The sequence below is a fragment of the Gottfriedia sp. OAE603 genome (assembly GCF_040543965.1).
Classification (GTDB): Bacteria; Bacillota; Bacilli; order Bacillales; family Bacillaceae_G; genus Gottfriedia; species Gottfriedia solisilvae.
Map to the genome: position 1 here is coordinate 1,814,630 of NZ_JBEUNN010000001.1, position 23,689 is coordinate 1,838,318.

Here is a 23,689-nt window from a genome sequence, read left to right on the forward strand (position 1 = left end):
TTGTGAAAAACAAAAATATTTACTATAAAAATTAGTTTCAGAATATTTAAACTTTTCACCGTATAACAAGTAAGTCTGATAGAAAGGTTTTAATTTTACTAAAAAATATGGTATTGTTAAGAGTAGAGCAAAAGAGAGTTGGAGGAAAACAATGATTACACTTAGTAATGTTAGTTTGCGTTTTGCGGACAGAAAATTATTTGATGACGTTAATATAAAATTTACACCGGGAAATTGTTACGGATTAATCGGTGCAAATGGTGCAGGTAAATCTACGCTAATTAAAATCTTATCAGGAGATATCGAACCATCAACAGGTGATGTAATTATAACGCCAGGTGAGCGTTTAGCAGTTTTGAAACAGAACCAATTCGAATATGAAGAATTTGAAGTACTTCAAACTGTTATTATGGGTCATACTCGTCTGTATGAGGTCATGAAGGAAAAAGATGCTATTTATATGAAAGAAGATTTTACCGAAGAAGATGGCATGAAAGCGGCAGAACTTGAAGGTGAATTCGCAGAATTAAATGGTTGGGAAGCAGAATCCGAAGCTGCTATTTTATTAAAAGGCTTAGGGATCACGGAAGCACTTCATGATAAAAAAATGAGTGAATTACAAGCAGGCGAAAAAGTAAAAGTATTACTTGCTCAAGCGCTTTTTGGACAACCAGATATTCTTTTATTAGATGAGCCTACGAATAACTTAGATTTAAAAGCTGTACAATGGTTAGAAAATTTCTTAATCAATTTTGAAAATACTGTTATTGTTGTATCACATGACCGTCATTTCTTAAATCAAGTTTGTACTCATATGGCTGACCTTGATTTTGGTAAAGTTCAACTTTATGTTGGTAACTATGATTTCTGGTACGAGTCAAGCCAATTAGCTCAGAGATTAATGGGTGACGCTAACAAAAAGAAAGAAGAAAAAATTAAAGAACTTCAAAGCTTTATTGCACGATTTAGTTCAAATGCATCAAAAGCAAAACAAGCTACTTCACGTAAAAAACTTTTAGATAAAATTACACTTGATGATATTCGTCCGTCATCTCGTCGTTATCCTTTCGTTGGTTTTACACCTGAAAGAGAAGTAGGTAATGATTTATTAACGGTTGAAGGAATTTCTAAAACAATTGACGGTGAAAAAGTTCTTGATAATGTTCGTTTTACTGTAAATAAAGGCGATAAAATTGCTTTTGTCGGTAAAAATGACGTTGCAATTACGACACTATTTAAAATATTAATGGGTGAAATGGAGCCAGACACAGGTTCATTTAAATGGGGTATTACAACTTCACAGGCGTTCTTCCCAAAAGATAACTCGGAGTTCTTCCAAAATAGTGAACTTAACCTAATTGAATGGTTACGACAATTTTCACCTCAAGAGACGAATCTGAAAGCTTCCTACGTGGCTTCTTAGGTCGTATGTTATTCTCTGGAGAAGAAGTAATGAAAAAAGCTTCAGTTCTTTCTGGGGGAGAAAAAGTTCGTTGTATGTTATCAAAAATGATGCTAAGTGGAGCAAATGTACTAGTACTAGATGATCCAACAAACCATTTAGACCTTGAATCAATCACAGCTCTAAATGATGGATTAATTGCATTTAAAGGAACTGCTTTATTCACATCACATGACCACCAGTTCATTCAAACAATCGCTAACCGCATCATCGAAGTAACACCAAACGGCTTAGTTGACAAAGAATGCACATACGATGAATTCTTAGAGAACACAGAATTACAAAAACAAGTAGAATCATTATATAAAAAATAATATTAATACTATTGATCTCTTTCTTTATAGATTCAGTTAAAGGGTACAGTAGTTAAAGGACCAAGTCACTTATGATTTGGTCCTTTTGTTTTTATAATGAAAACACCAAGTTAATTATTAATTAAATCGAGATAAACATTTTTCGGGAAGTCAATTTCATATGTCAGTAAGTTAGAATTAGTACTTTATTGAGTGTAAGACTGTATATTTGTTTATAGTATTAAACGGAAAGGTAAAGAAGTACTTGCGAGGCATGTGCCCAAAGACAAGGGATGATCCATCGATTTTTTAATATAAGGGTTGTTGAGACAAGGTATAAAAAAGTATCTTTTTAATATTAAGCATTATAGTTTATTTAAAACAGGCAGTATTAATAAGATTTCACTTAGAATACACTTATTTACTCACAAAGATTGAAACGGAAGGATGCTCGACTCCTATGGGAGTTGCGGGACAGCTGATATCCCACAGGCGTGAATGCGCCGAGGAGGCTCAGCGCCAGCCCCATGGAAAGCGAGCATCCTGAAGTGGAAATCAACAAATTCTCATATTTAAGGCTTATTAGAGAATGAATTGTTTACTACTTTTCACTTCTTTTACGATTTGATAAACTATAACAAAAAGGAGGAGTAACTATGACAAATGAAGATAAAAACAAATTTTTTCAAAAATATCTCAAAAATGCCTCTTCCTATCTTGGAAATAAAGAAAAGTCGTCTGATTTACTAAAAAAAGCAATGAAATTAGCACCAAAGAAAAAGGGTGCACTAGGTGATGCTTGGGAAAAAGTCATTTTATTTATCGATTTATTTAAAGCCTATATTAACGGTAGCTATAGAGATATTTCTACTAAGTCAATATTAACAGTTATAGCCGCTTTACTTTATTTTGTAAGCCCGATTGACGCTATGCCCGATTTTCTGGTTGGATTGGGACTTTTGGATGATGCAACAATTCTAGCCTTCACATTTAAACAATTAAACACTGACATTGAGAAATTTAAAATTTGGAAAAATAAAAAACAAGAGGAAAATGAACTACTTGATAAAGAAGATTGATCATTTTATTAATAATTAATAAATTATGTCGATAAACGTTATATAACCATTTAGTAAATTTTTTTCTAAGGAAGGATGTATAGCGTGCTATCAATAGGAGATACGGTCTTTATCGAAGAAAAGATCGATGATCAAATAATATATTATAAATCAAGACTTGTAGATATACTTGACCAACAGCTTCATTTAGATATACCAATTAATGAAATGACAGGTAGAAATGCTATATTTACGAGAAATTCAAAGTTTAAAATTTTATTTCTAACTAAAAGATTAGAACTTTATACCTGTAACTTAACATATATCCAATCTTTACATGAAACTGTTCCTGTAATGGTTTTTAATAAACCGAATGAAAATGAATTGGTAAAAGAGCAAAGAAGAAGATTCTTTCGCATACCATCTACAACTGAAATCACAGTACTTCCAATTGAAGAAGAGTTTACACCAATAAAATCTTTATCACAGGACATCAGTGCTGGAGGGGTTGCGATTCATATTCCAAAGTCAATTCCATTAAAAGTAAACCAGAATGTTGTCTTATTAATGAATTTACAATTCGAAAATTCCTTAAACGAAGAAGTTAAAGTTGAATCAACAATTGTAAGAATACATGAGGCAGAATCAAATGAAATGCAGTTAATTTCATTAATGTATGGTAAATTGACTAGTCAAGATAGACAAAAAATTGTAAAATACACGATGGAACAACAACGATTACAAATACAATCATTGAAATACGATTAATAAACGAAAAGGTTGTCATATTGACAACCTTTTCTTAATGAGGATAAACTCATATAAATTAATAATTTGTACGATTTTCATCGTTAATCCACACGATAAATGGATTTTCCTTATCATTTACCGGAATGAATATTTGTTCACTCGGAATTGAGCGATCTTCATATGGTAAGGATAATTCATTATAAATATGTGCATCATCAAAACCGATTGCAGCTGCCTCTTTTTTTGTGAAAAAATAATAAATTTTAGAGATTCTAGACCAATATGCTGCACTAAGACACATGGGACATGGTTCACAACTAGTGTATAAAACAGAATCCTTTAGCGTAAAGGTTTTGATATTTAAACAGGCATCTCTAATTGCTTGCACCTCAGCATGAGCAGTTGGATCATTTAAGGTTGTCACACTGTTTACGCCAGCTCCAATAATTTTACCATCTTTGACAATTATTGCTCCAAAAGGCCCACCATTTTTATTTAATAAATTTTCATAAGCAAGTCTTACGCTAAGTTTTATCCAATCAGTGTGTTTCATTCACAACACCACCGTTCATAGTCAAATGTTTAATCATTTTATGAACTAAAAAGTGTAAATATGACAACTCAATTCACGAGGAATGTCGAATTGTTTACAATCAAAAATAGAGGGAATTTAGTAGTTTGTTTAGAATTAAGTAAACGCTTACAAAAATGTATTCTAAGGGTGTGTTTGTATTGAATAACTACGGAAATAATGTTCAATTTCAAGTTTATAGTAGTGGTAGAAAGAGTGACCTTCCTGTTTCTTTTGAAGAAATGGAACAATTAGCACATGAACAATTAGATGAAAGCTCATTTTATTATATAGCTGGTGGAGCGGGTAAAGAACGCTCAATGAAGGAAAATAGATTAGCATTTGATCAATGGAAAATCGTACCTAGAATGTTACGAAATGTATCTGAGAGAGAGATCAGTGTAAGTTTATTTGGAAAAACCTATCAATCACCAATATTATTTGCTCCGATTGGTGTTCAGACGATTGCACATCCAAACGGGGAATTAGAGGCAGCAGAAGCAGCAGCAGCTTTAAAGATCCCTTATATCGCGAGTACTGCAACAAGTTTTTCTTTAGAGAAAATTGCAGATGTATTGGGTGATTCACCAAAATGGTTCCAATTGTATTGGAGTAATGATATGGACATAACTGCAAGTATGGTCAAACGTGCGGAAAAATGTGGTTATGAAGCAATTGTCGTAACACTAGATACGCCAATGATGGGTTGGAGAGAAAAAGATATTGAAAATGCGTATTTACCTTTTTTACTTGGACAAGGAATCGCAAATTACTTAGAGGATCCAGTTTTTTGTTCAAGATTAAATGTATCTCCTAAAGAAGATATTGAATCAGCTATTTTGCTTTGGACGCGATTGTTTGGAAATCCTGCACTTACATGGGATGATTTAGCGTTTCTTCGAAAGCAAACGAACTTACCAATTTTACTGAAAGGTATTTTGCATAAAGAAGATGCAAAACAAGCATATGAAAGTGGAATGGACGGAATTATCGTTTCAAATCACGGAGGAAGACAGGTAGATGGAACGATAAGTTCTTTAGACGCTTTAGAAATGATTAGTAAAGAGTTAAAAGGGAAAATACCAATTTTATTTGATAGTGGAATTAGAAGAGGAGCTGATGTTTATAAAGCTTTAGCGCTTGGAGCCGACGCAGTTTTAATTGGCCGTCCGTTTATGTATGGATTAGCGCTTGGAGGTAAAGATGGTGTCATGCAAGTTATGAAAAATATCATAGCCGACTTTGATCTGACAATGGCATTATCAGGACAAAGGAGTATAAGTGAATTGAACGCATCCTTACTAATCAAAGAATTGAATCAATCATAATTACAAGAAATAGAAGAAAAAGTCCTAATTAACTTTTTTAGTTAACTAGGACTTTTATTATGCTACATTTTTAACATTTGGTTTTGAATTATTTTTACTTTTCATGGAAGCACCAATCGTAAACCCAATTAAACCAGGAATGATCCATCCAAAACCATTACTTTGCATAGGAATATAAGCTAATATGTCAGAAAGAATTCCATTTAAAAATGTATGATTAATCATTTCTATGAAACTATATAAACCTACAAAACCGATTGTCATCACATAAACAGAGCGATGATTAAATGGAATTTTATCATGTATTAACCCCAGAACAATTAATGCAATGGCCATTGGATATAACAATCCAAGTACAGGAACTGAAACTTTTAAAATTTGAGTTAGACCAAGATTCGCAACAAAGGCACTAATCGCACATAATAAAACTACCCATTTAAGATAAGTTAATTTTGGAAAGATACTTGCAAAATATTGTGCGCATGAAGTAATTAGACCAATGCAAACACTTAAGCATGCAAGTGTAAAAATAAGACCTAAAACAATTGTACCACTATTACCAAATAACTGATGTAGTACTGTACTTAATACAATCGCACCGTTATCAACAGTACCAGTAATCTCAGTAGAAGCACCTAAATATGCAATGATTAAATAAGTAAAGGTTAGCAGAATGCCACAAATGATTCCAAATATCGCTAAGTATTTAACTTGCAATTTCTGATTAGTAATCTCTTTACCTTTAAAAATTGTAACAAACACTATACCGTATATTAATGCAGCAATTGCATCCATTGTTTGATAACCATCTAAAAATCCTTGTGAAATCGGATGATGCCTATAGACAGATGTAGCTTCATTAAAGCTTGATAGATCAGTAAACAAAGCTTTAATAAATACAATAATGATTAATATAAGCAATGATGGCGTTAAAATTTTGCCAAACCTGTCTATTAATTTTGAAGGAGATTTCGCAAACCAATACACAATACTAAAAAATACAATGGTATAAATCATTAAACCGATTGGTGATGATTCGATTGAATTTGATAGAAATGGTTTGATACTCATTTCATAAGCTAAACTCCCTGCACGAGGAATAGCAAGTCCTGGTCCAATTGATAGATAAATAGCTAATGGGAAAAGTAAAGCAAAAATCGGATGTACCCTGTTCACTAATGTATCGAATGAACCTGATTTCGCAATTGCAATAAATGCCAATACGGCAAGTCCTGCATCTGAAATAATGAAGCCAGCAACTGCTTGCCAAACATTCTCCCCAGCAGTTTGTCCTAAATATGCAGGAAAGATTAGGTTTCCTGCACCAAATAACATTGAAAATAGCATAAAACCCATGAATAAAATTTCTTTTTTAGATAAAGAATTCAAACAATTCACCTCGATCTATAGTTGCAAATAAAAAGTAGATTTCATTCTATCAAATATATTTTCCAATTACTATACTAAAATAAAAAATTCAATTAATATACAAGAAATTTTTAAAATTTATGTTACTATGTCCAATTTTTATGGATAAGTAGCATAAGTAAACTTGTCCTTAAACTATATATTTAGTAAGTATAAAGTTTGGGAGGACAACAATGATTGAATTTCAAGAGATATCGTATAAACATTCAAATGGCAAATATGCAGTTTCAGATTTATCATTTACGATTGAAAAGGGAGAATGTGTAGTATTAATTGGTCCAAGTGGGTGCGGTAAAACGACGACAGTTAAATTATTAAACAGATTGCTGAATCCTACTGATGGTGTGATTTTGTTTAATAATGAAAATATAGTTGATACAGATATTTATGAATTAAGGAGAGATTTCGGCTATGTCATGCAACAAATCGCATTGTTTCCACATTTTACAGTTGAAGAAAATATATCGATTGTACCTCAATTGAAAAAGTGGGATAAAAATCGGATCAAAGAGCGGGTCGACGAATTATTGGAATTAGTTAATTTAGTACCTGAGGAATTTAAGCAAAGATCTGTTGCAGACTTGTCAGGGGGTCAGCAACAAAGAGTAGGGGTTGCAAGAGCGTTGGCTGCAAATCCAAGTGTGTTATTAATGGATGAACCTTTTAGTGCATTAGACCCGGTGACACGTGAACAATTACAAAAGGAATTAAAGTTATTAAAGGATAAAATTAAGAAAACAATTTTATTCGTTACACATGATTTAGATGAGGCATTTTATATTGGAGATCGAATTGGCATCATGCATAATGGTGAACTTGTTCAAATTGGGACAAAGGAAGAATTGATTAATCAACCTAAAAACCAATTTGTTGAACAATTTATTCGTCGTTATAGGGAAAATAATGTAGTTGAAGGAGGAGTCTCATTATGATTCTCACTTCATTTTTAGATACATTTGGTAATCGAAAAGAGCAATTGGCTACTGCTTTGATTGAACATGTTCAATTATCACTTTTGTCATTAATAATTGCGATTGTAGTTGCTGTCCCAATTGGTATATATTTATCAAGAAAGCAAATTTTATCAGAATACGTAATAGGCAGTACAGCAATCATCCAAACAATTCCTTCGTTAGCTTTATTAGGTATATTAATTCCGTTAGTTGGTATTGGAAAAGTTCCTGCTGTTATTGCATTAAGTGTATACGCTCTTTTACCGATATTACGAAATACATATACCGGGATCAAGGAGATTGATCCAATCTTGTTGGAAGCGGCTACTGGACTAGGAATGAAGAATTCTCAAAGACTAGTAAAAGTGGAGTTACCATTAGCCTTACCTGTTATTATGGCAGGGGTCCGTACTTCCATGGTTTTAATCGTTGGAACAGCAACGATTGCTGCACTCATTGGAGCAGGTGGATTAGGCAGTTTGATTTTACTTGGTATTGATCGAAATGATATGAATTTAATTATAATTGGCGCAATTCCAGCTGCCATTTTAGCAATATTTTTTGATTTCTTGTTAAGAATACTTGAAAAATCAAGTTTTAAAAGTTTTTCATTACGAATGGTTACGACTGGTTTTATCATATTAGCATTATGTATCTCACCAATAACGATCCAAGCTTGGAATAAAACTGATATTGTGATCGCTGGTAAATTAGGGGCAGAACCGGAAATCATTATGAACATGTATAAGCTAATGATTGAAAATGAAACAAACTTAAAGGTTGAAGTTAAACCTAATTTTGGAAAAACTACATTTGTTTTTAATGCGCTGAAAAATGGAGATATAGACATATATCCTGAATACACAGGTACAGTAGTATCTACATTTTTAAAAGAAAAGGCTGTTAGTAATAATGCTAGTGAAGTTTATGAGCAATCTAAAAATGGTTTAGTTAAAAAATATAATATGAGTTATTTAGCCCCGATGAAATTTAACGATACTTATGCTTTAGCAATGCCAGAAAAAGTAGCTGATCAGTTTGGTATCGAAACGATATCTGATGCAGTCAAATATGCGAATCAATTAAAAGCAGGATTTACATTAGAATTTTCAGATCGAGAAGATGGTTATCTCGGTTTAAAAAAGCTGTATGGTTTAAAGTTGCCAAATTTAAAGACAATGGAACCAAAATTACGCTATCAAGCAATTCAATCAGGTGATATTTCAATAATAGATGCATATTCAACAGATAGTGAGTTAGATAGTTACGATATGAAAGTATTAAAAGATGATAAAGAATTATTTCCGCCGTATCAATGTGCACCACTTCTAAGAAGTGAAACAATTGAAAAATATCCAATGATTGAAAAAGTACTGAATAAATTACAAAATAAAATTAGTGATAATGAGATGAGAAACATGAATTATCAAGTCATTGTAGATGGAAAAACTGCAGAAAGTGTTGCGAAAGAGTTCTTAAAAAGTGAAGGATTATTACAATAAATGATTAAAAAAAGGGGATGTTCAAAAATGAACATCCCTTTTTATTATGATGATATAGGAAAAACTACTTATTAATCATTATAAGCTCCAGTTAACATTTCACTGACAAAGGAATCAATTTCCCATTCTTTAGATGATGTTTCAACAAAAAAGTCGTTTGTAGGTGATTTTTGATTTTTCATTTGAAAATCAAAATGATTACTCATTACCTTTAATACTTCATTGATTTCATTGATCGTTCCATTAATGTGTAAAGTAGCCATTTTTATCCCTCCGTTAATTAACTGAAAATTCTGTGTAAAGTAAACTTATAATAAATTATTTCTCTTATAGTTTCAAGGGTAGTTTTTTGTCGAAAAGTTATTTTAAAAAAATGTAAAGGTTTTCATTGTTGATATATCAGTATTTGTACCACTTGTGAATAATTTATGAATTTTAAATTTTCAAAAAACTTGTTGATTAATTTATTGGATTGGCATAAAGTAAGTACTAATAATTTTAACTCTACTTTAGGAGGATTTAACGTGACAGCCCAACAGATTTATTTAAACGGTGAGTTTGTACAAAAACATGAAGCAAAAGTATCTGTATATGATCACGGGTATCTATATGGAGATGGGGTATTTGAAGGAATACGAGTTTATGAAGGAAATGTATTTCGTTTAAGAGAGCATTTAGTTCGATTATACGAATCTGCAAAATCTATTTTGCTAACAATCCCGTATTCTATTGAAGAGTTAACTGAGATTATTGTAGAAACAGTTAATCGTAATCATTTACATAGTGGATATATTCGACTCGTCGTTTCTAGAGGAGAGGGAAACCTCGGTTTGGATCCTGACTCTTGTCCAAAACCAAATATAGTCGTAATCGCAGAACAATTAGCATTGTTCCCAGATGAACTATATAAAAATGGGATTGATATTGTAACAGTTCCTACTAGAAGAAATAGAAGTGATGTATTAAATCCTCAAATTAAATCATTAAACTACTTAAATAATATATTAGTAAAAATTGAAGCTAAACTAGCAGGGGTGCAAGAAGCACTTATGTTAAATGATCAAGGTTATGTAGCTGAAGGTTCTGGAGATAATGTATTTATTATCAAAGGAAATAAGCTATTGACACCACCAAGCTCAGCAGGAGCATTAGAAGGAATTACTAGAAATGCCATCATGGAATTAGGTGAAACATTAGGTTTTATCGTTGAAGAAAAGTTATTTACTAGACATGATGTCTATGTAGCCGATGAAGTCTTTTTAACAGGTACAGCCGCTGAAGTAATTGCTGTTTCTAAAGTTGATGGTCGTGTGATTGGAACTGGTAAACCCGGAGAACATACAAATCGTTTATTAAAAGCATTTCGTCAATTAGTAGTAGAAGATGGAGAAAAAATTTACGTAAAACAAGGGTGATACAATTTGCGAAGTGACATGATAAAAAAAGGTATTGATCGAGCACCACATAGAAGCTTACTGTTAGCAGCTGGTGTGAAGGAAGAAGATTTTCATAAACCGTTTATAGCAATCTGTAATTCATATATTGATATTGTACCAGGTCATATTCATTTAAGAGAAATGGCAGATGTAGTAAAGAAGGCCATTAGGGACGCTGGTGGAGTACCATTTGAGTTTAATACAATTGGCGTTGATGATGGGATCGCGATGGGACATATCGGAATGAGATATTCTCTTCCAAGTCGTGAAATTATAGCAGATGCTGCTGAAACAGTCATAAATGCACATTGGTTCGATGGCGTATTTTATATGCCAAACTGCGATAAAATTACACCAGGTATGTTAATGGCAGCTGTTCGTACGAATGTACCAGCAGTTTTCGTATCAGGTGGCCCAATGGCTGGTGGCTTATCAAAAGATGGTAAAGCATTATCACTTGCCTCAGTATTTGAAGGCGTTGGTGCATTTAAATCTGGAAAAATGAGCGTAGAAGAATTATTGGATATTGAAAAATCTGCATGTCCTACATGTGGTTCATGTTCTGGAATGTTCACTGCAAATTCAATGAATTGCATTATGGAAATGCTTGGTGTAGCGCTCCCATACAATGGAACGATTCTAGCAACTAGTGAAGAACGACATGATTTAATTCGAGAAGCAGCAGTTCATTTAATGGATTGTGTTAAAAATGATATAAAACCAAGAGATATTATTACAAAAGAAGCGATTGATGATGCTTTCGCTTTAGATATGGCAATGGGGGGTTCAACCAACACAGTACTTCATTTAATGGCAATCGCAAACGAAGCTGGTATTGAGTACGACATGAAGGATATTAATGAGGTTGCTAGGAGAGTACCGTATTTATCAAAAATAAGTCCAGCATCGCATTACTCAATGCATGATGTTCACTTAGCTGGCGGTGTACCAGCAATTATCAAAGAGTTAACGACAATACCTGGTGCGATTCATAGCGAAAGAATCACAATCACAGGTAAATCATTACTTGAAAATGTAGAAGATGCTTTCATTTTAAATAGTGAAGTTATCCGAAAAAAGGAAAATCCATATAGTCAAACTGGTGGATTATCAATCTTACATGGAAATTTAGCACCAGATGGATCAGTTATAAAGGTTGGTGGTGTCGATCCTTCAATTCAAGTTTTTATTGGAGAAGCGATTTGTTTCGATTCTCATGATGAAGCGGTTGATGCAATTGATCAAGGTCTAGTAAAAGAAGGTCATGTAGTCGTTATTCGATATGAAGGACCAAAAGGTGGTCCAGGAATGCCAGAAATGCTTGCCCCGACTTCATCAATTGTAGGAAGAGGTCTTGGCACAAGTGTAGCATTAATTACTGATGGAAGATTTTCAGGCGCAACACGAGGAATTGCAATTGGTCATATTTCACCGGAAGCAGCAGAAGGTGGTCCAATTGCTTATGTTAAAGACGGCGATGAAATCATCATCGATTTATTATCAAGAAGTATTACTTTATCCGTTTCAAGTGAAGAATTGGATGAAAGAAAGAAATCATTCATCCTCCCAGAACCAAAAGTTAAAACAGGATATTTAGCAAGATATGCAAAGCTTGTTACTTCCGCTAATACAGGTGGAATTTTAAAAATATAATGAAAGCAATGAAAGAGAAAAGTAGTTATGTCAAGGATCTTCAGAGAGTCGGTGGCTGGTGAGAACCGATGACCTTGTCTAATGAAACTCACTCTTGAGTGCCAGACTGAAATATTTTTAAGTAAGTCTGGACGTTGGCAACGTTATCGCCAGATTTTGGTTATCCAAAATCCCAAAGTTAGGTTTTTTAACCTAAGAAGAAGGGTGGTACCGCGAAAAGTCTTTCGCCCCTTCAGCATCTGCTGAAGTGTGGAGTCATGGCTTTTTTTTTATTGGAAAAACAAAGGAAAAATTAGGAGGGGAAAATGAAAATGAGTCATCATTCGATGAAAACTCTACCGAAACAAATTTCCGGTGCAAATTTATTAATTCAAGCTCTGAAAGAAGAAAATGTGGAACTAATTTTTGGTTATCCAGGAGGTGCAGTTTTACCTCTATATGATGCACTTTATGACGCTGACATTGTGCATATTTTAGCAAGACATGAACAAGGTGCAATTCATGCAGCTGAAGGATTTGCAAGAGTAAGTGGTCGAGTAGGAGTGGTGATTGCAACTAGTGGTCCTGGAGCAACGAATGTCGTAACAGGATTAGCAGATGCGATGATGGATTCTTTACCGCTAGTCGTATTTACTGGTCAAGTTGCAACAAGTGTAATCGGTACTGATGCCTTTCAAGAAGCAGATGTAATTGGTATAACAATGCCAGTTACAAAACATAACTATCAAATTAGAAATGTTGAAGATATACCTCAAATCGTAAAAGAAGCCTTTCATATCGCTTCAACAGGAAGAACTGGTCCAGTCGTTGTTGACTTACCAAAAAACATGATGGTTGAGTTAGGCTCAATGAAAGAAAAAGTTGAAGTCAATTTACCAGGATATCAGCCAACATACGAGCCGAATTTTATTCAAATTACAAAATTACTACAAGCAATTGAAGTGGCAGAAAAACCAGTAGTTTTAGCAGGAGCAGGTGTTTTACATGCTGATGCATCGAAAGAATTTACTGAATTCATAAAAAAATATAATCTACCAGTTGTTCATACATTACTTGGACTAGGCGGATACCCAGCGAATGAAGAGTTATTTTTAGGGATGGGTGGAATGCACGGAACGTATACAGCAAATATGGCAATGTATGAAAGTGACTTACTCATCAATATTGGAGCTAGATTTGATGACCGTTTAACTGGGAATTTAGATCATTTTGCCAAAAATGCGGTAGTTGCCCATATTGATATAGATCCAGCTGAAATCAATAAAGTAATCCATACTAACATCCCAATTGTAGGATGTGCGAAAGAGGTCTTGAAGGTTTTATTGAAGCAAAAAGGTGGCAAAGAAAATCATAGTGATTGGTTGAACTTACTAAAAAATAGAAAAGAAGCATTTCCTTATCGTTTTGAAGAGAGTGATGAATTAATCAAACCGCAAACTGTCTTATCACAGTTACACAAAATGACAGACGGAAATGCAATCATCTCAACAGATGTAGGTCAACATCAAATGTGGGCAGCACAATATTACCCATTAGAAAAACCGCATAAATGGATTACATCAGGTGGTCTTGGAACAATGGGATTTGGATTACCAGCAGCGATTGGTGCACAATTCGCCCACCCAGAAGAATTGGTTGTTGCTATTGTTGGTGATGCTGGATTTCAAATGACATTGCAAGAGCTAAGTATTATGAAGGAACACAATTTACCAGTGAAAGTCCTTATTCTAAATAATGCTGCACTAGGTATGGTTAGACAGTGGCAATCTGCCTTTTATAATGAACGCTTCTCTAGTTCTCTAATTGACTGTCAACCTGATTTTGCGAAACTTGCCGAGGCATATGGAATTAAAGGAATCACAATTACGAAGCCTGATTTATTGGAAACACAATTAAAAGAAGCAATCGAATATGATGGTCCGGTTTTAATTGATTGTCGAATCCATCAAGGAGAAATTGTTACACCAATGGTTCCACCAGGTAAAGGGATTCATGAGATGGAAGGGGTGAAATAATGAAACGTGTTATTACTTCAACTGTTCTAAACAACAGTGGTGTTTTAAATCGTATTACAGGTGTTATATCACGAAGAAGATTTAATATTGAAAGCATTTCTGTAGGTCATACAGAGCAAGATCATATTTCAAGAATTACATTCGTTGTACATGTTGAAGATTTACAGCAAGTCGAACAGTTAATTAAGCAGCTTCATAAGCAAATTGATGTGATAAAAGTAGCTGATATAACTGAAGATTCAGTGATTGCTAGAGAATTAGCATTAATTAAAGTCAGTACAAATGCTAATACAAGAAACGAGATTTATAGCTTAATTGAACCGTTTCGCGCCTCAGTTATTGATGTGAGTCGAGATCAAATTGTTGTTCAAGTTACAGGGAATTCAGAAAAAGTTGAAGCATTAATTGAGCTATTAAGACCGTTTGAAGTGAAGGAAATCGCCCGAACTGGTGTTACAGCATTTACTAGATCTGCTAAACATAAGGAGCATGCTCAAAAGCTACTCTCTTATTAAAAATAAAAATTAAAAAACTAAAAAATTATTTGGAGGTAATGGAAAATGGCTAAAGTTTATTATGGTGAGGATGTAAAACAAAACGTGTTAGTAGGTAAAACAGTTGCAGTAATTGGATATGGATCACAAGGTCATGCTCATGCATTAAATTTACATGAAAATGGACATAAAGTAGTAGTTGGTTGTCGACCTGGAAAGTCTTGGGATGCTGCAGTAAATGACGGTTTACATGTTACGACAGTTTCAGAGGCTGCAAAAGTTGCTGATGTAGTAATGGTTCTATTACCAGATGAGCATCAACCAGCAGTCTATGAAAATGAAATTGCTCCATATCTACAAAGTGGTAATGCATTAGCTTTTGCCCACGGATTCAACGTACATTTTGATCAAATTGTCCCACCTGCAGATGTAGATGTATTCCTAGTTGCTCCTAAAGGTCCTGGACATTTAGTACGACGCACTTTTGTTGATGGTGCAGCAGTTCCAGCATTATTTGCTATTTATCAAGATGTAACCGGAGAAGCAAAAGAAGTGGCACTTTCTTATGCTGATGGCATTGGATCAACTAGGGCTGGTGTATTAGAAACGACATTTAAAGAAGAAACAGAAACAGACCTTTTCGGTGAACAAGCAGTTCTTTGTGGTGGTGTTACGTCGCTTGTAAAATCTGGATTTGAAACATTAGTTGAAGCAGGATATCAGCCAGAGGTTGCATATTTCGAGTGTTTACATGAATTGAAACTAATTGTTGACTTAATGTACGAAGGCGGAATGAGCTATATGCGTTACTCAATCTCAGATACAGCACAGTGGGGTGACTTTGTTTCTGGACCAAGAGTAGTAGCGGATGAGTCAAAAGCAGCAATGAAAGACATTCTTGCAGAAATCCAAGATGGAACATTTGCGAAAGGATGGATTAATGAAAATAAAAATGGTAGACCAGTATTTAATAAAGTGAATGAAAGCGAAAAGCATCATCAATTAGAAGAAGTGGGCGAAAAATTACGTGCAATGATGCCATTTATCCAAAGAAAAGAAAAAGTCGAGGTGAAATAACTATTATGAGTAAAATTCAGTTTCTTGATACAACATTACGTGATGGCGAACAATCTCCTGGGGTTAATTTAAATCGATTTGAAAAGCTCGAAATTGCGAGACAGCTCGAGGCTTTAGGTGTTGATATCATTGAGGCTGGTTTTGCTGCTTCATCGGAAGGTGATTTTTTAGGAGTACAAGAGATTGCGAGACAGATTCGATCTGTCTCCATCTCAAGCCTTTCTCGAGCTAAGGATTCCGATATTCGAACAGCATGGGATGCCCTAAAAAAGGCTGCAGAACCAAGACTTCATATTTTCCTAGCTACAAGTGATATTCATATGAAACATAAATTGAATTTAACTAGAAGCGAAGTTTTGGAGACTGCTAAACATTGTGTCCAACTTGCAAAATCTTTCTTTCCAAAAGTCCAAATTTCCGCAGAGGATGCCTGTCGTAGTGATCGCGCTTTTCTTGCTGAATTTGTTGAAACAGCAATTCAGGCAGGTGCAGATGTAATCAATATTCCAGATACGGTAGGATATATCAATCCATCTGAATACTATGATTTATTTAAATTTTTACAAGAAAATGTACCTTCATATGACAGAGCAATCTTCTCATGTCATTGTCATGACGATCTTGGTATGGCAGTTGCAAACTCTCTAGCTGCAATTCAGGCAGGCGTTGAACAAGTAGAATGTACTGTAAATGGAATTGGAGAAAGAGCAGGAAATGCTGCATTAGAAGAAATTGCTGTCGCACTACATATTCGAGAAGATGTATATCGAAAAAATACCAATTTACGTTTACATGAAATTACGAAAACAAGTGAACTTGTTAGTCGTCTAACTGGTATGGTTGTCCAGAAAAATAAAGCAATTGTTGGTTCTAATGCATTTGCACATGAATCAGGCATTCATCAAGATGGCGTATTAAAAGAACCAACAACTTATGAAATTATTCCACCAGCTCTAATAGGACTTTCAACAAATTCATTAGTATTAGGAAAACATTCGGGGCGTCATGCATTTACTGATCGATTAAATGGACTTGGATACGAATTTTCCACTGAGATTATTAACGAAGCATTCATTCAATTTAAAGCATTAACAGATAAAAAGAAAGACATTACCGATGAAGATTTAATGAGAATTATTAGTAAATGGAGCGATAAGGAGGTTTTAAAATGAATGTAAACATTGCGTGTCTTGAAGGTGATGGAATAGGTCCAGAAATTATGGCTTCAGCAATTGAGGTGTTAAATACAATTGCAGAAACTTTTAATCATCAATTTACATTTTCTCATAATTTATTTGGTGGTCATGCAATTGATGAAACAGGAACTGCATTACCAAATGACACATTACAAAATTGCTTAGCTGCAGACGCTGTACTACTTGCAGCTGTCGGCGGCCCTAAATGGGACCATGGGGTTGAACGCCCTGAAAGTGGGTTACTTCGTTTAAGAAAAGAACTAAACTTATTTGCAAACATTCGTCCAGTAGATGTGTACGATGAGCTGATTAATTATTCGCCTTTAAAATCTGATCGAGTAAAGGATGTAAGCTTTGTAGTCGTACGTGAGTTAACAGGTGGAATTTATTTTTCAACACCACGTTTCCATACTGAAAATGAGGCGACTGATACACTATCTTACTCAAGAGAAGAAATTGAAAGAATCGTAGAGTATGCTTTTAGTTTAGCAAAAACTAGAAAAGGGAAATTAACATCTGTAGATAAGGCAAATGTTTTAGAATCTAGTAAACTTTGGCGAAAAGTCGTCAATGAGTTGAGTAAAAAACATCCAGAAGTCGAAGTAGAACACGTTTTAGTAGATGCCGCTGCAATGGAAATTATACGTAATCCAAGGCGTTTCGATGTGATTGTTACTGAAAATTTATTTGGTGATATTTTAAGTGATGAAGCGTCGATGATTACTGGTTCCTTAGGAATGCTACCATCAGCAAGTCGTTCAGGAAACGGTCCTTCGTTATATGAGCCAATCCACGGCTCAGCTCCAGATATTGCCGGATTAAATAAGGCGAATCCGATTGCAATGTTAAAATCTGTATCTATGATGTTACGAGATTTTAACTTACATGAAGAATCAAAATCTATTGAATCAGCAATTGTAAAAACTTTTAATAATGGCTATTTGACTAGTGATTTAGGCGGAGATACAACTACAACTGAATTTACAAAGCATGTTATTTCATACATTGAAGCATTTGCAGTAGGAGGAGTTAACCGATGAAAAAGACGTTATTTGATAAGCTATGGGAACAGCATATCGTTACTGGAGATGAAGGTAAACCACAACTCCTTTATATCGATTTACATTTAGTACATGAAGTAACTTCTCCCCAAGCATTCGAAGGGTTAAGATTATCAAACCGTAAAGTTAGAAGACCTGATTTAACATTTGCAACGATGGATCATAATGTGCCAACAGAAAATCAATTAGTCATAACTGATATGATCGCAAAGCAACAAATGGATACATTACGTAATAATTGCAAAGAATTTAATATTCCTTTAGCCGATATTACTGATGAAGAGCAAGGAATTGTCCACGTAATTGGCCCTGAGCTTGGATTAACACAGCCAGGAAAAACAATTGTATGTGGTGATAGCCATACTTCAACACATGGTGCATTTGGCGCACTTGCTTTTGGTATTGGTACCAGTGAGGTAGAGCATGTTTTAGCTACCCAAACTTTATGGCAAGTTAAACCTAAATCGATGGGTGTTTGTTTAGAAGGGAATCTTCCAAAAGGTGTTTATGCGAAGGACATCATCTTACACTTATTAGCTACTTACGGTGTATCAATGGGAACAGGACATGTAATTGAATTTTATGGAGAAGCAATTTCCAATATGTCAATGGAAGAGCGAATGACAATATGTAACATGGCCATTGAAGGTGGAGCGAAGGCAGGACTTGTTGCACCAGATCAAAAGACTTTTGAGTATTTAAAAGATAGAAGATATACAGGTAATTCATATAATGAAAGATTAGTTGAATGGAAAAAACTATATACTGACAAAGGCGCAAATTTTGATAAAGAAATCTTCGTTGATGTATCTACTCTTGCACCTTATGTAACATGGGGAACAAATCCTGGTATGGGTGTAAGAATTGATGAAGCTCTTCCTACAATTAACGATGAAAATGATGAAAGAGCATATGAATATATGGGCTTACAACCTGAAATTACACCAAAAGAGATTCCAGTACAACATGTCTTTATTGGTTCTTGTACAAATTCAAGATTATCAGATTTAGAAGAAGCGGCTGATTATATTAAAGGTAAAAAGGTTAATCCAAACGTCCGAGCTCTTGTCGTACCTGGATCTAAACAAGTACGAAACGCAGCAATGAAGCAAGGTTTGCACACAATCTTTATAGAAGCGGGATTTGAGTGGAGAGAAGCTGGTTGTTCCATGTGTTTAGCAATGAATCCAGACCAAGTACCTGCAGGAGAACACTGTGCTTCTACATCGAATCGTAATTTTGAAGGAAGACAAGGAAAAGGTGCTAGAACACACTTAGTGAGTCCAGTAATGGCTGCAGCAGCGGCAGTACATGGTCATTTTATCGACATTCGAAAGGAGCAAACAAATGAAACCGTTACGTACGCATAAAGGAAGCACTGTATCAATTATGTTAGATAATATCGATACTGACCAAATTATCCCAAAACAATACTTAAAGCGAATTGAGCGGACAGGATTTGGAGAATTCTTGTTTGACGAATGGCGATATCATGACGATCGTAGCCCTAATCAATCATTTGTATTAAATAATGAAGAAAGAAAGAATGCTACGATATTAATTAGTGGACATAACTTCGGCTGCGGATCCTCTAGGGAACACGCACCTTGGGCTTTACATGATTACGGTTTTACAATCGTTATTGCTGGAAGTTTTGCAGATATTTTTTATAATAATTGCATTAAAAATGGCATGCTTCCAATTGTATTAGATGATGCAATTCGTCAAAAACTTGTCACACTAAAAGGTGACCAAGAAATAGAAATTGATCTAGAACATCAGCTAGTAAAAACGCCATTTGGGGACTATGAATTTACAATTGATTCAGTTTGGAAAGATAAATTACTAAATGGATTAGATGATATTGCCATTACAATGCAATATGAAGATAAAATTGAACAATATGAATCAGTAAGAGTATAAGGTAAAGGCAAAACATTTTCTTAGGAAAGTGTTTTGTCTTTTTTTATCGTTTTATATAAGTAACAGGAAGAGGAATTGGAAAATATTTTTTATGTTAATTGGTATGATGAGCAAATTTACAAATTACTTTAATAGAATGTAAAAAGAAGGATTATCCTACTTCTGAAAAGAATTATGATGATATATTTTCATATTTAGATAATTACTTAGGTGTATAATATGTAAGACAATCTTAAAAAGTAAATAATAGTTTTATAAAATTAATGTTTTAATGAGAGGGGTTTACAATGAACATTCATGTTATTGTTGATAGTTCGGCAGATTTACCAGATGAATTGGTACAGCAAAATGATATTGCAGTCATTCCTCTGAGAATCTACGATGAATTGGAAAAGGAGTATACTGATCGGATCACTTTAAATCCTACGGAACTATTATCGCGAATGAAAAATGGAGAGCGCTTTTCATCTTCATTACCCTCTTATGATGCAATATACGATGCTTTGATTCGCAATTGTGAAGATGGGAATGCAACTTTCTATTTAGCTTGTTCTAGTGATTTATCAGGAACTTATAATTTTGCCCAGTTAGTAAAATTAGATATTCTAGAAAAGTATCCAAATGCAATAATAGAAATAATTGATACACGATCAGTTTCATTAGGAATCGGGGTTTTAGTAGTTGATTTGCTAAAAAATATTCATAATGGAGATACCCTCGATGAACTCATTCAAAAATTAAATGAAAAGATTCAAAAAATAAATCATATTTTCACATTAGAGGATTTGCAGTACCTAATAAGAGGCGGAAGAATAGGAAAGTTTGCTGGATTCTTTGGTGGAATGTTAAATATAAACCCAATCATGGAAGTAGCAGAAGGGAAATTTAAACCGTTAGAAAAAGTACGTGGACGAAAAAAAGCACTAAATCGAATCATTGAAATTATGAAACTTCGAAAAAGTGACCAGCAACATGAAGCCGTCGGTATTGTTTATGGAGATCAGGATGAGTTAGTATTAAATTTTATAGAACAGTTACAGAAAACAATCGGTAACCAGAAGCTAATGATCAATTCAGTAGGCTCTGCAGTCGGGGTACATACAGGCCCAAGTGCTTTAGGGATATTCTTTTTATCAAAATAGTATTTTACTAATTTTTAAAATACTAAATTCTGTTTAAAATTTCATTTACTGTAACCAATGCTCATTCAATATTTGAGCATTTTTTTATGACGAAATTAGAAATTTCAATTACCGTAATTAGATGAATTAAATGAAAACCAAAATAAGTTTGCAACACTTTTAGTACCATGTAATAATATAAGGTATAAATAATATGTTAAAGGGGTTCTATAATGAAAGTAAAGATTATTACTGATAGTGCTGCGGATTTAACGAAAGAACTTTACGAGCGATATGACATCGATGTCATTCCCATTAGAGTATTTGATGAAGAGGGTAATGAATACTTTGACGGTGTGACATTAGAACCGGAGAAGCTTTTAAATGATATGAAAGAAGGTAAAGTTTTTAAAACCTCGTTACCATCATATGAATCAATTCGTACAACTTTTGAAAAGTATGCAAAATTAAATATTCCAGTAGTACATCTATCTTTAACTTCTGAACTATCAGGAACCCATCAATCAATGGTTTTAGTAAAAAATGAATTGTTAGAAGAATATCCAGAATGGGATATTGATATTATTGATACAAAGTGCGGTGCATTAGGTCAAGGATTGGTCGTGATTGAAGTTGCAAAAATGGCTCAAGAAAATGCAACAAAACATGCGATTATTGATTATGCAATAATGGCTTCTAGACATATGGAACATATTGTAACAGTTGAAGATCTTCAATATTTTGTAAGAGGTGGTCGTGTTAGTAAGTTTCAAGGATTTATAGGTGGGCTTTTAAATATTAAGCCGATTTTACATTTAAAAGACGGAATCCTAACACCGATTGAAAAAGCAAGAGGTACTAAAAAAGCAATGGAACGACTTGTCTCAATTATGGAAGAAAGAGGCAGTGACCTGCAAAATCAATTAATCGGGATTACTCACGGTAATAATATTGAAGGTGCAAACTTGTTGAAGGATATGATTAATCAACGTTATGGTTGCGAAGAATTTGTCATTACAACAATTGGCGCAACAGTGGGTGCACATGCGGGGCCTGGAACCCTTGCCGTTTTTTTCTTAAATAAAGACTTTGCATGAAACTTTCGTCCAACTATTTGATAAGATGGTAAAGAAAACTAATTCTTTATCATCTTTTTTTATTGGCTTGTTTTGGTTTAATTTTGATATATAGTTGATTAATAAAAAATAAAACTCATAGGAGTGATTGTATTGAAAGCATACGTATTGAGAGAGACGAATGGTCCAGAGTCATTAAAATTAGAAGATTTTGATCTAGGAACAATCAAACCAAATGAAGTTTGTATTAAACTAAAAGCATCTTCTTTAAATAGAAGAGACTATTTTATTACACATGGCATGTATCCTGGAATGAGCTTACCTTCAATTTTAGGTTCTGATGGAGCAGGAGAAATTGTCGAAGTTGGCGAAGAAGTAAATGAACTATCTGTGGGTGATGAAGTCATTATTAATCCAAGTCTAAATTGGGGCGAACGAGATGATATTTGTTCAGAGCAATTTAATGTGCTTGGTATGCCTCAAAATGGAACATTTGCAGAATTCATTATTGTACATAAAGAAAATGTGAAGAAAAAACCAAGTTATTTGAGTTGGTCTGAAGCGGCAGCTATTCCTCTTGCAGCTTTAACGGCCTATCGTGCATTATTTACACGAGGTGGATTAACAGAAACAGATACAGTTTTAATTCCGGGAATCGGTAGTGGTGTGGCATTATATGCTTTACAAATTGCTGCTTCACATGGAGCGAATGTGATTGTAACCTCTAGTAGTGATGAGAAAATCGAAAAAGCAAAAAAACTTGGCGCAGTTGCGGGATTTAATTATAAGGATCAAGATTGGTTCAAAAAATTAAGAAAAGAAATAGGTATGGTAAATTTAACAATTGATGGTGTAGGTGGCGAATCCTTTAATCGATTAATTGATGTCACAGCTCAAGGTGGAAGAATCGTAAGTTATGGTGCAACAAACGGAGTAGTACCCAATACTGTGTTGCCTAAAATATTCTTTAAAAATATGGATATTAGAGGCACAACAATGGGTAGTCCAAGAGAATTTGAACAGATGTTAGCATTTTTTGAAAAACATAATATAAAACCAGTAATTGACTCCGTATATTCTTTCTCGGATTTACAGAAAGCTTTAATACATATGGGTGAGGGTCATCAATTTGGTAAAATTGCTATTGAGTTCTCTTTATAAATTTAAAAAAGAACTGAATCATTTTCAGTTCTTTTTTTATGGTACATTCATTAAATGAATACTCAATCATAAGATATTAACAAATTTAAAATTTGTAATATTTAGTATTTTGTGTAATGTAAGCGTTTTAC

At 34.0% G+C, this 23,689-nt stretch carries 19 protein-coding genes, 2 pseudogenes and 1 other annotated feature; of the genes and pseudogenes, 18 read left to right on the forward strand and 3 right to left on the reverse strand.

The features are described 5' to 3' along the window. The first annotated feature begins 151 nt into the window (after window positions 1–151). The 3 genes and pseudogenes from ABID96_RS09040 (at window position 152) to ABID96_RS09050 (ending at window position 3,581) form a co-directional block, all read left to right on the forward strand. Window positions 152–1,776, forward strand: a pseudogene (locus tag ABID96_RS09040) (ABC-F family ATP-binding cassette domain-containing protein). 635 nt (window positions 1,777–2,411) lie between these two features. Continuing rightward, entirely contained in the window at window positions 2,412–2,834 is a 423-nt protein-coding gene (locus ABID96_RS09045) for a YkvA family protein (RefSeq protein WP_087998188.1), read from the forward strand. Window positions 2,835–2,918: 84 nt separating this feature from the next. Continuing rightward, window positions 2,919–3,581 (forward strand): flagellar brake protein, encoded by a 663-nt coding sequence (locus tag ABID96_RS09050; protein WP_192601717.1) that lies wholly within the window; start codon window positions 2,919–2,921, stop codon window positions 3,579–3,581. Window positions 3,582–3,639: 58 nt separating this feature from the next. Here the strand turns inward: ABID96_RS09050 and ABID96_RS09055 are convergent, their stop codons facing one another. Then, entirely contained in the window at window positions 3,640–4,116 is a 477-nt protein-coding gene (locus ABID96_RS09055) for a nucleoside deaminase (protein ID WP_192601718.1), read from the reverse strand. Window positions 4,117–4,295: 179 nt separating this feature from the next. Between ABID96_RS09055 and ABID96_RS09060 the strand changes: the two genes are divergently transcribed. Further along, a complete protein-coding gene (locus ABID96_RS09060; protein WP_192601719.1) occupies window positions 4,296–5,462 on the forward strand; it encodes an alpha-hydroxy-acid oxidizing protein in 1,167 nt (388 codons plus the stop codon). A 57-nt stretch (window positions 5,463–5,519) separates the two neighbouring features. Here ABID96_RS09060 and brnQ read toward each other — a convergent pair whose 3' ends face one another. After that, window positions 5,520–6,851 (reverse strand): branched-chain amino acid transport system II carrier protein, encoded by a 1,332-nt coding sequence (gene brnQ / locus ABID96_RS09065; RefSeq protein ID WP_192601720.1) that lies wholly within the window; start codon window positions 6,849–6,851, stop codon window positions 5,520–5,522. Between the two features lie 212 nt (window positions 6,852–7,063). On the opposite strand from brnQ, the gene ABID96_RS09070 reads away from it, so the two are divergent. Beyond that, complete coding sequence (locus tag ABID96_RS09070) at window positions 7,064–7,822, forward strand: ATP-binding cassette domain-containing protein (protein WP_192601721.1); 759 nt, start codon at window positions 7,064–7,066, stop codon at window positions 7,820–7,822. Further along, window positions 7,819–9,345 (forward strand): ABC transporter permease/substrate-binding protein, encoded by a 1,527-nt coding sequence (locus tag ABID96_RS09075; protein ID WP_192601722.1) that lies wholly within the window; start codon window positions 7,819–7,821, stop codon window positions 9,343–9,345. Before ABID96_RS09070 ends, ABID96_RS09075 begins: the two co-directional genes overlap by 4 nt. A 71-nt stretch (window positions 9,346–9,416) precedes the next feature. Here ABID96_RS09075 and ABID96_RS09080 read toward each other — a convergent pair whose 3' ends face one another. Further along, window positions 9,417–9,608, reverse strand: a complete 192-nt coding sequence (locus ABID96_RS09080; protein WP_087998181.1) for a hypothetical protein — start codon at window positions 9,606–9,608, stop codon at window positions 9,417–9,419. A gap of 261 nt (window positions 9,609–9,869) precedes the next feature. On the opposite strand from ABID96_RS09080, the gene ilvE reads away from it, so the two are divergent. The 12 genes and pseudogenes from ilvE to ABID96_RS09140 all read left to right on the forward strand — a co-directional run bounded on the left by ilvE (window position 9,870) and on the right by ABID96_RS09140 (window position 23,558). Next, entirely contained in the window at window positions 9,870–10,760 is an 891-nt protein-coding gene (gene ilvE / locus ABID96_RS09085) for a branched-chain-amino-acid transaminase (RefSeq protein WP_192601723.1), read from the forward strand. A gap of 6 nt (window positions 10,761–10,766) precedes the next feature. Beyond that, a complete protein-coding gene (gene ilvD / locus ABID96_RS09090) occupies window positions 10,767–12,434 on the forward strand; it encodes a dihydroxy-acid dehydratase (protein WP_192601724.1) in 1,668 nt (555 codons plus the stop codon). Beyond that, window positions 12,434–12,669, forward strand: a binding site (T-box leader). (Overlaps the previous gene by 1 nt.) 76 nt (window positions 12,670–12,745) lie before the next feature. After that, window positions 12,746–14,449: an acetolactate synthase large subunit gene (gene ilvB / locus ABID96_RS09095; protein WP_192602061.1), complete on the forward strand. Its 1,704-nt coding sequence runs from the start codon at window positions 12,746–12,748 to the stop codon at window positions 14,447–14,449. Beyond that, window positions 14,449–14,964 carry an acetolactate synthase small subunit gene (ilvN, locus tag ABID96_RS09100; RefSeq protein WP_087998177.1) on the forward strand — a complete coding sequence of 172 codons (516 nt, stop codon included), beginning with the start codon at window positions 14,449–14,451 and terminating at the stop codon, window positions 14,962–14,964. The genes ilvB and ilvN overlap by 1 nt, the downstream gene beginning before the upstream one ends. Window positions 14,965–15,009: 45 nt before the next feature. Further along, a complete protein-coding gene (gene ilvC / locus ABID96_RS09105) occupies window positions 15,010–16,020 on the forward strand; it encodes a ketol-acid reductoisomerase (RefSeq protein ID WP_192601725.1) in 1,011 nt (336 codons plus the stop codon). A gap of 5 nt (window positions 16,021–16,025) precedes the next feature. After that, window positions 16,026–17,159, forward strand: a pseudogene (locus ABID96_RS09110) (2-isopropylmalate synthase); the annotation flags it as partial. 29 nt (window positions 17,160–17,188) lie between these two features. Further along, the gene (gene leuB, locus ABID96_RS09115; protein ID WP_192601727.1) at window positions 17,189–18,256 is read left to right on the forward strand and encodes a 3-isopropylmalate dehydrogenase; all 1,068 of its coding nucleotides are present in this window, start codon (window positions 17,189–17,191) and stop codon (window positions 18,254–18,256) included. Continuing rightward, complete coding sequence (gene leuC / locus ABID96_RS09120; RefSeq protein ID WP_192601728.1) at window positions 18,253–19,647, forward strand: 3-isopropylmalate dehydratase large subunit; 1,395 nt, start codon at window positions 18,253–18,255, stop codon at window positions 19,645–19,647. Before leuB ends, leuC begins: the two co-directional genes overlap by 4 nt. Continuing rightward, window positions 19,625–20,200 (forward strand): 3-isopropylmalate dehydratase small subunit, encoded by a 576-nt coding sequence (gene leuD, locus ABID96_RS09125; protein ID WP_192601729.1) that lies wholly within the window; start codon window positions 19,625–19,627, stop codon window positions 20,198–20,200. Before leuC ends, leuD begins: the two co-directional genes overlap by 23 nt. 287 nt (window positions 20,201–20,487) lie before the next feature. Continuing rightward, the gene (locus ABID96_RS09130; RefSeq protein WP_192601730.1) at window positions 20,488–21,342 is read left to right on the forward strand and encodes a DegV family protein; all 855 of its coding nucleotides are present in this window, start codon (window positions 20,488–20,490) and stop codon (window positions 21,340–21,342) included. A gap of 212 nt (window positions 21,343–21,554) precedes the next feature. Continuing rightward, entirely contained in the window at window positions 21,555–22,418 is an 864-nt protein-coding gene (locus ABID96_RS09135; protein WP_087998169.1) for a DegV family protein, read from the forward strand. A 132-nt stretch (window positions 22,419–22,550) separates the two neighbouring features. After that, window positions 22,551–23,558 (forward strand): zinc-dependent alcohol dehydrogenase family protein, encoded by a 1,008-nt coding sequence (locus ABID96_RS09140; RefSeq protein WP_192601731.1) that lies wholly within the window; start codon window positions 22,551–22,553, stop codon window positions 23,556–23,558. Window positions 23,559–23,689 lie beyond the last annotated feature (131 nt).

Bases quoted from the DNA above. Each gene is read 5' to 3' on its own strand.
- ABID96_RS09045 (WP_087998188.1), top strand. From the start codon at position 2,412: ATGACAAATGAAGATAAAAACAAATTTTTTCAAAAATATCTCAAAAAT.
- ABID96_RS09055 (WP_192601718.1), bottom strand. From the start codon at position 4,116: ATGAAACACACTGATTGGATAAAACTTAGCGTAAGACTTGCTTATGAA.
- ABID96_RS09070 (WP_192601721.1), top strand. From the start codon at position 7,064: ATGATTGAATTTCAAGAGATATCGTATAAACATTCAAATGGCAAATAT.
- ABID96_RS09075 (WP_192601722.1), top strand. From the start codon at position 7,819: ATGATTCTCACTTCATTTTTAGATACATTTGGTAATCGAAAAGAGCAA.
- ABID96_RS09080 (WP_087998181.1), bottom strand. From the start codon at position 9,608: ATGGCTACTTTACACATTAATGGAACGATCAATGAAATCAATGAAGTA.
- ilvB (WP_192602061.1), top strand. From the start codon at position 12,746: ATGAGTCATCATTCGATGAAAACTCTACCGAAACAAATTTCCGGTGCA.
- ilvN (WP_087998177.1), top strand. From the start codon at position 14,449: ATGAAACGTGTTATTACTTCAACTGTTCTAAACAACAGTGGTGTTTTA.
- ilvC (WP_192601725.1), top strand. From the start codon at position 15,010: ATGGCTAAAGTTTATTATGGTGAGGATGTAAAACAAAACGTGTTAGTA.
- leuB (WP_192601727.1), top strand. From the start codon at position 17,189: ATGAATGTAAACATTGCGTGTCTTGAAGGTGATGGAATAGGTCCAGAA.
- leuC (WP_192601728.1), top strand. From the start codon at position 18,253: ATGAAAAAGACGTTATTTGATAAGCTATGGGAACAGCATATCGTTACT.
- leuD (WP_192601729.1), top strand. From the start codon at position 19,625: ATGAAACCGTTACGTACGCATAAAGGAAGCACTGTATCAATTATGTTA.
- ABID96_RS09130 (WP_192601730.1), top strand. From the start codon at position 20,488: ATGAACATTCATGTTATTGTTGATAGTTCGGCAGATTTACCAGATGAA.
- ABID96_RS09135 (WP_087998169.1), top strand. From the start codon at position 21,555: ATGAAAGTAAAGATTATTACTGATAGTGCTGCGGATTTAACGAAAGAA.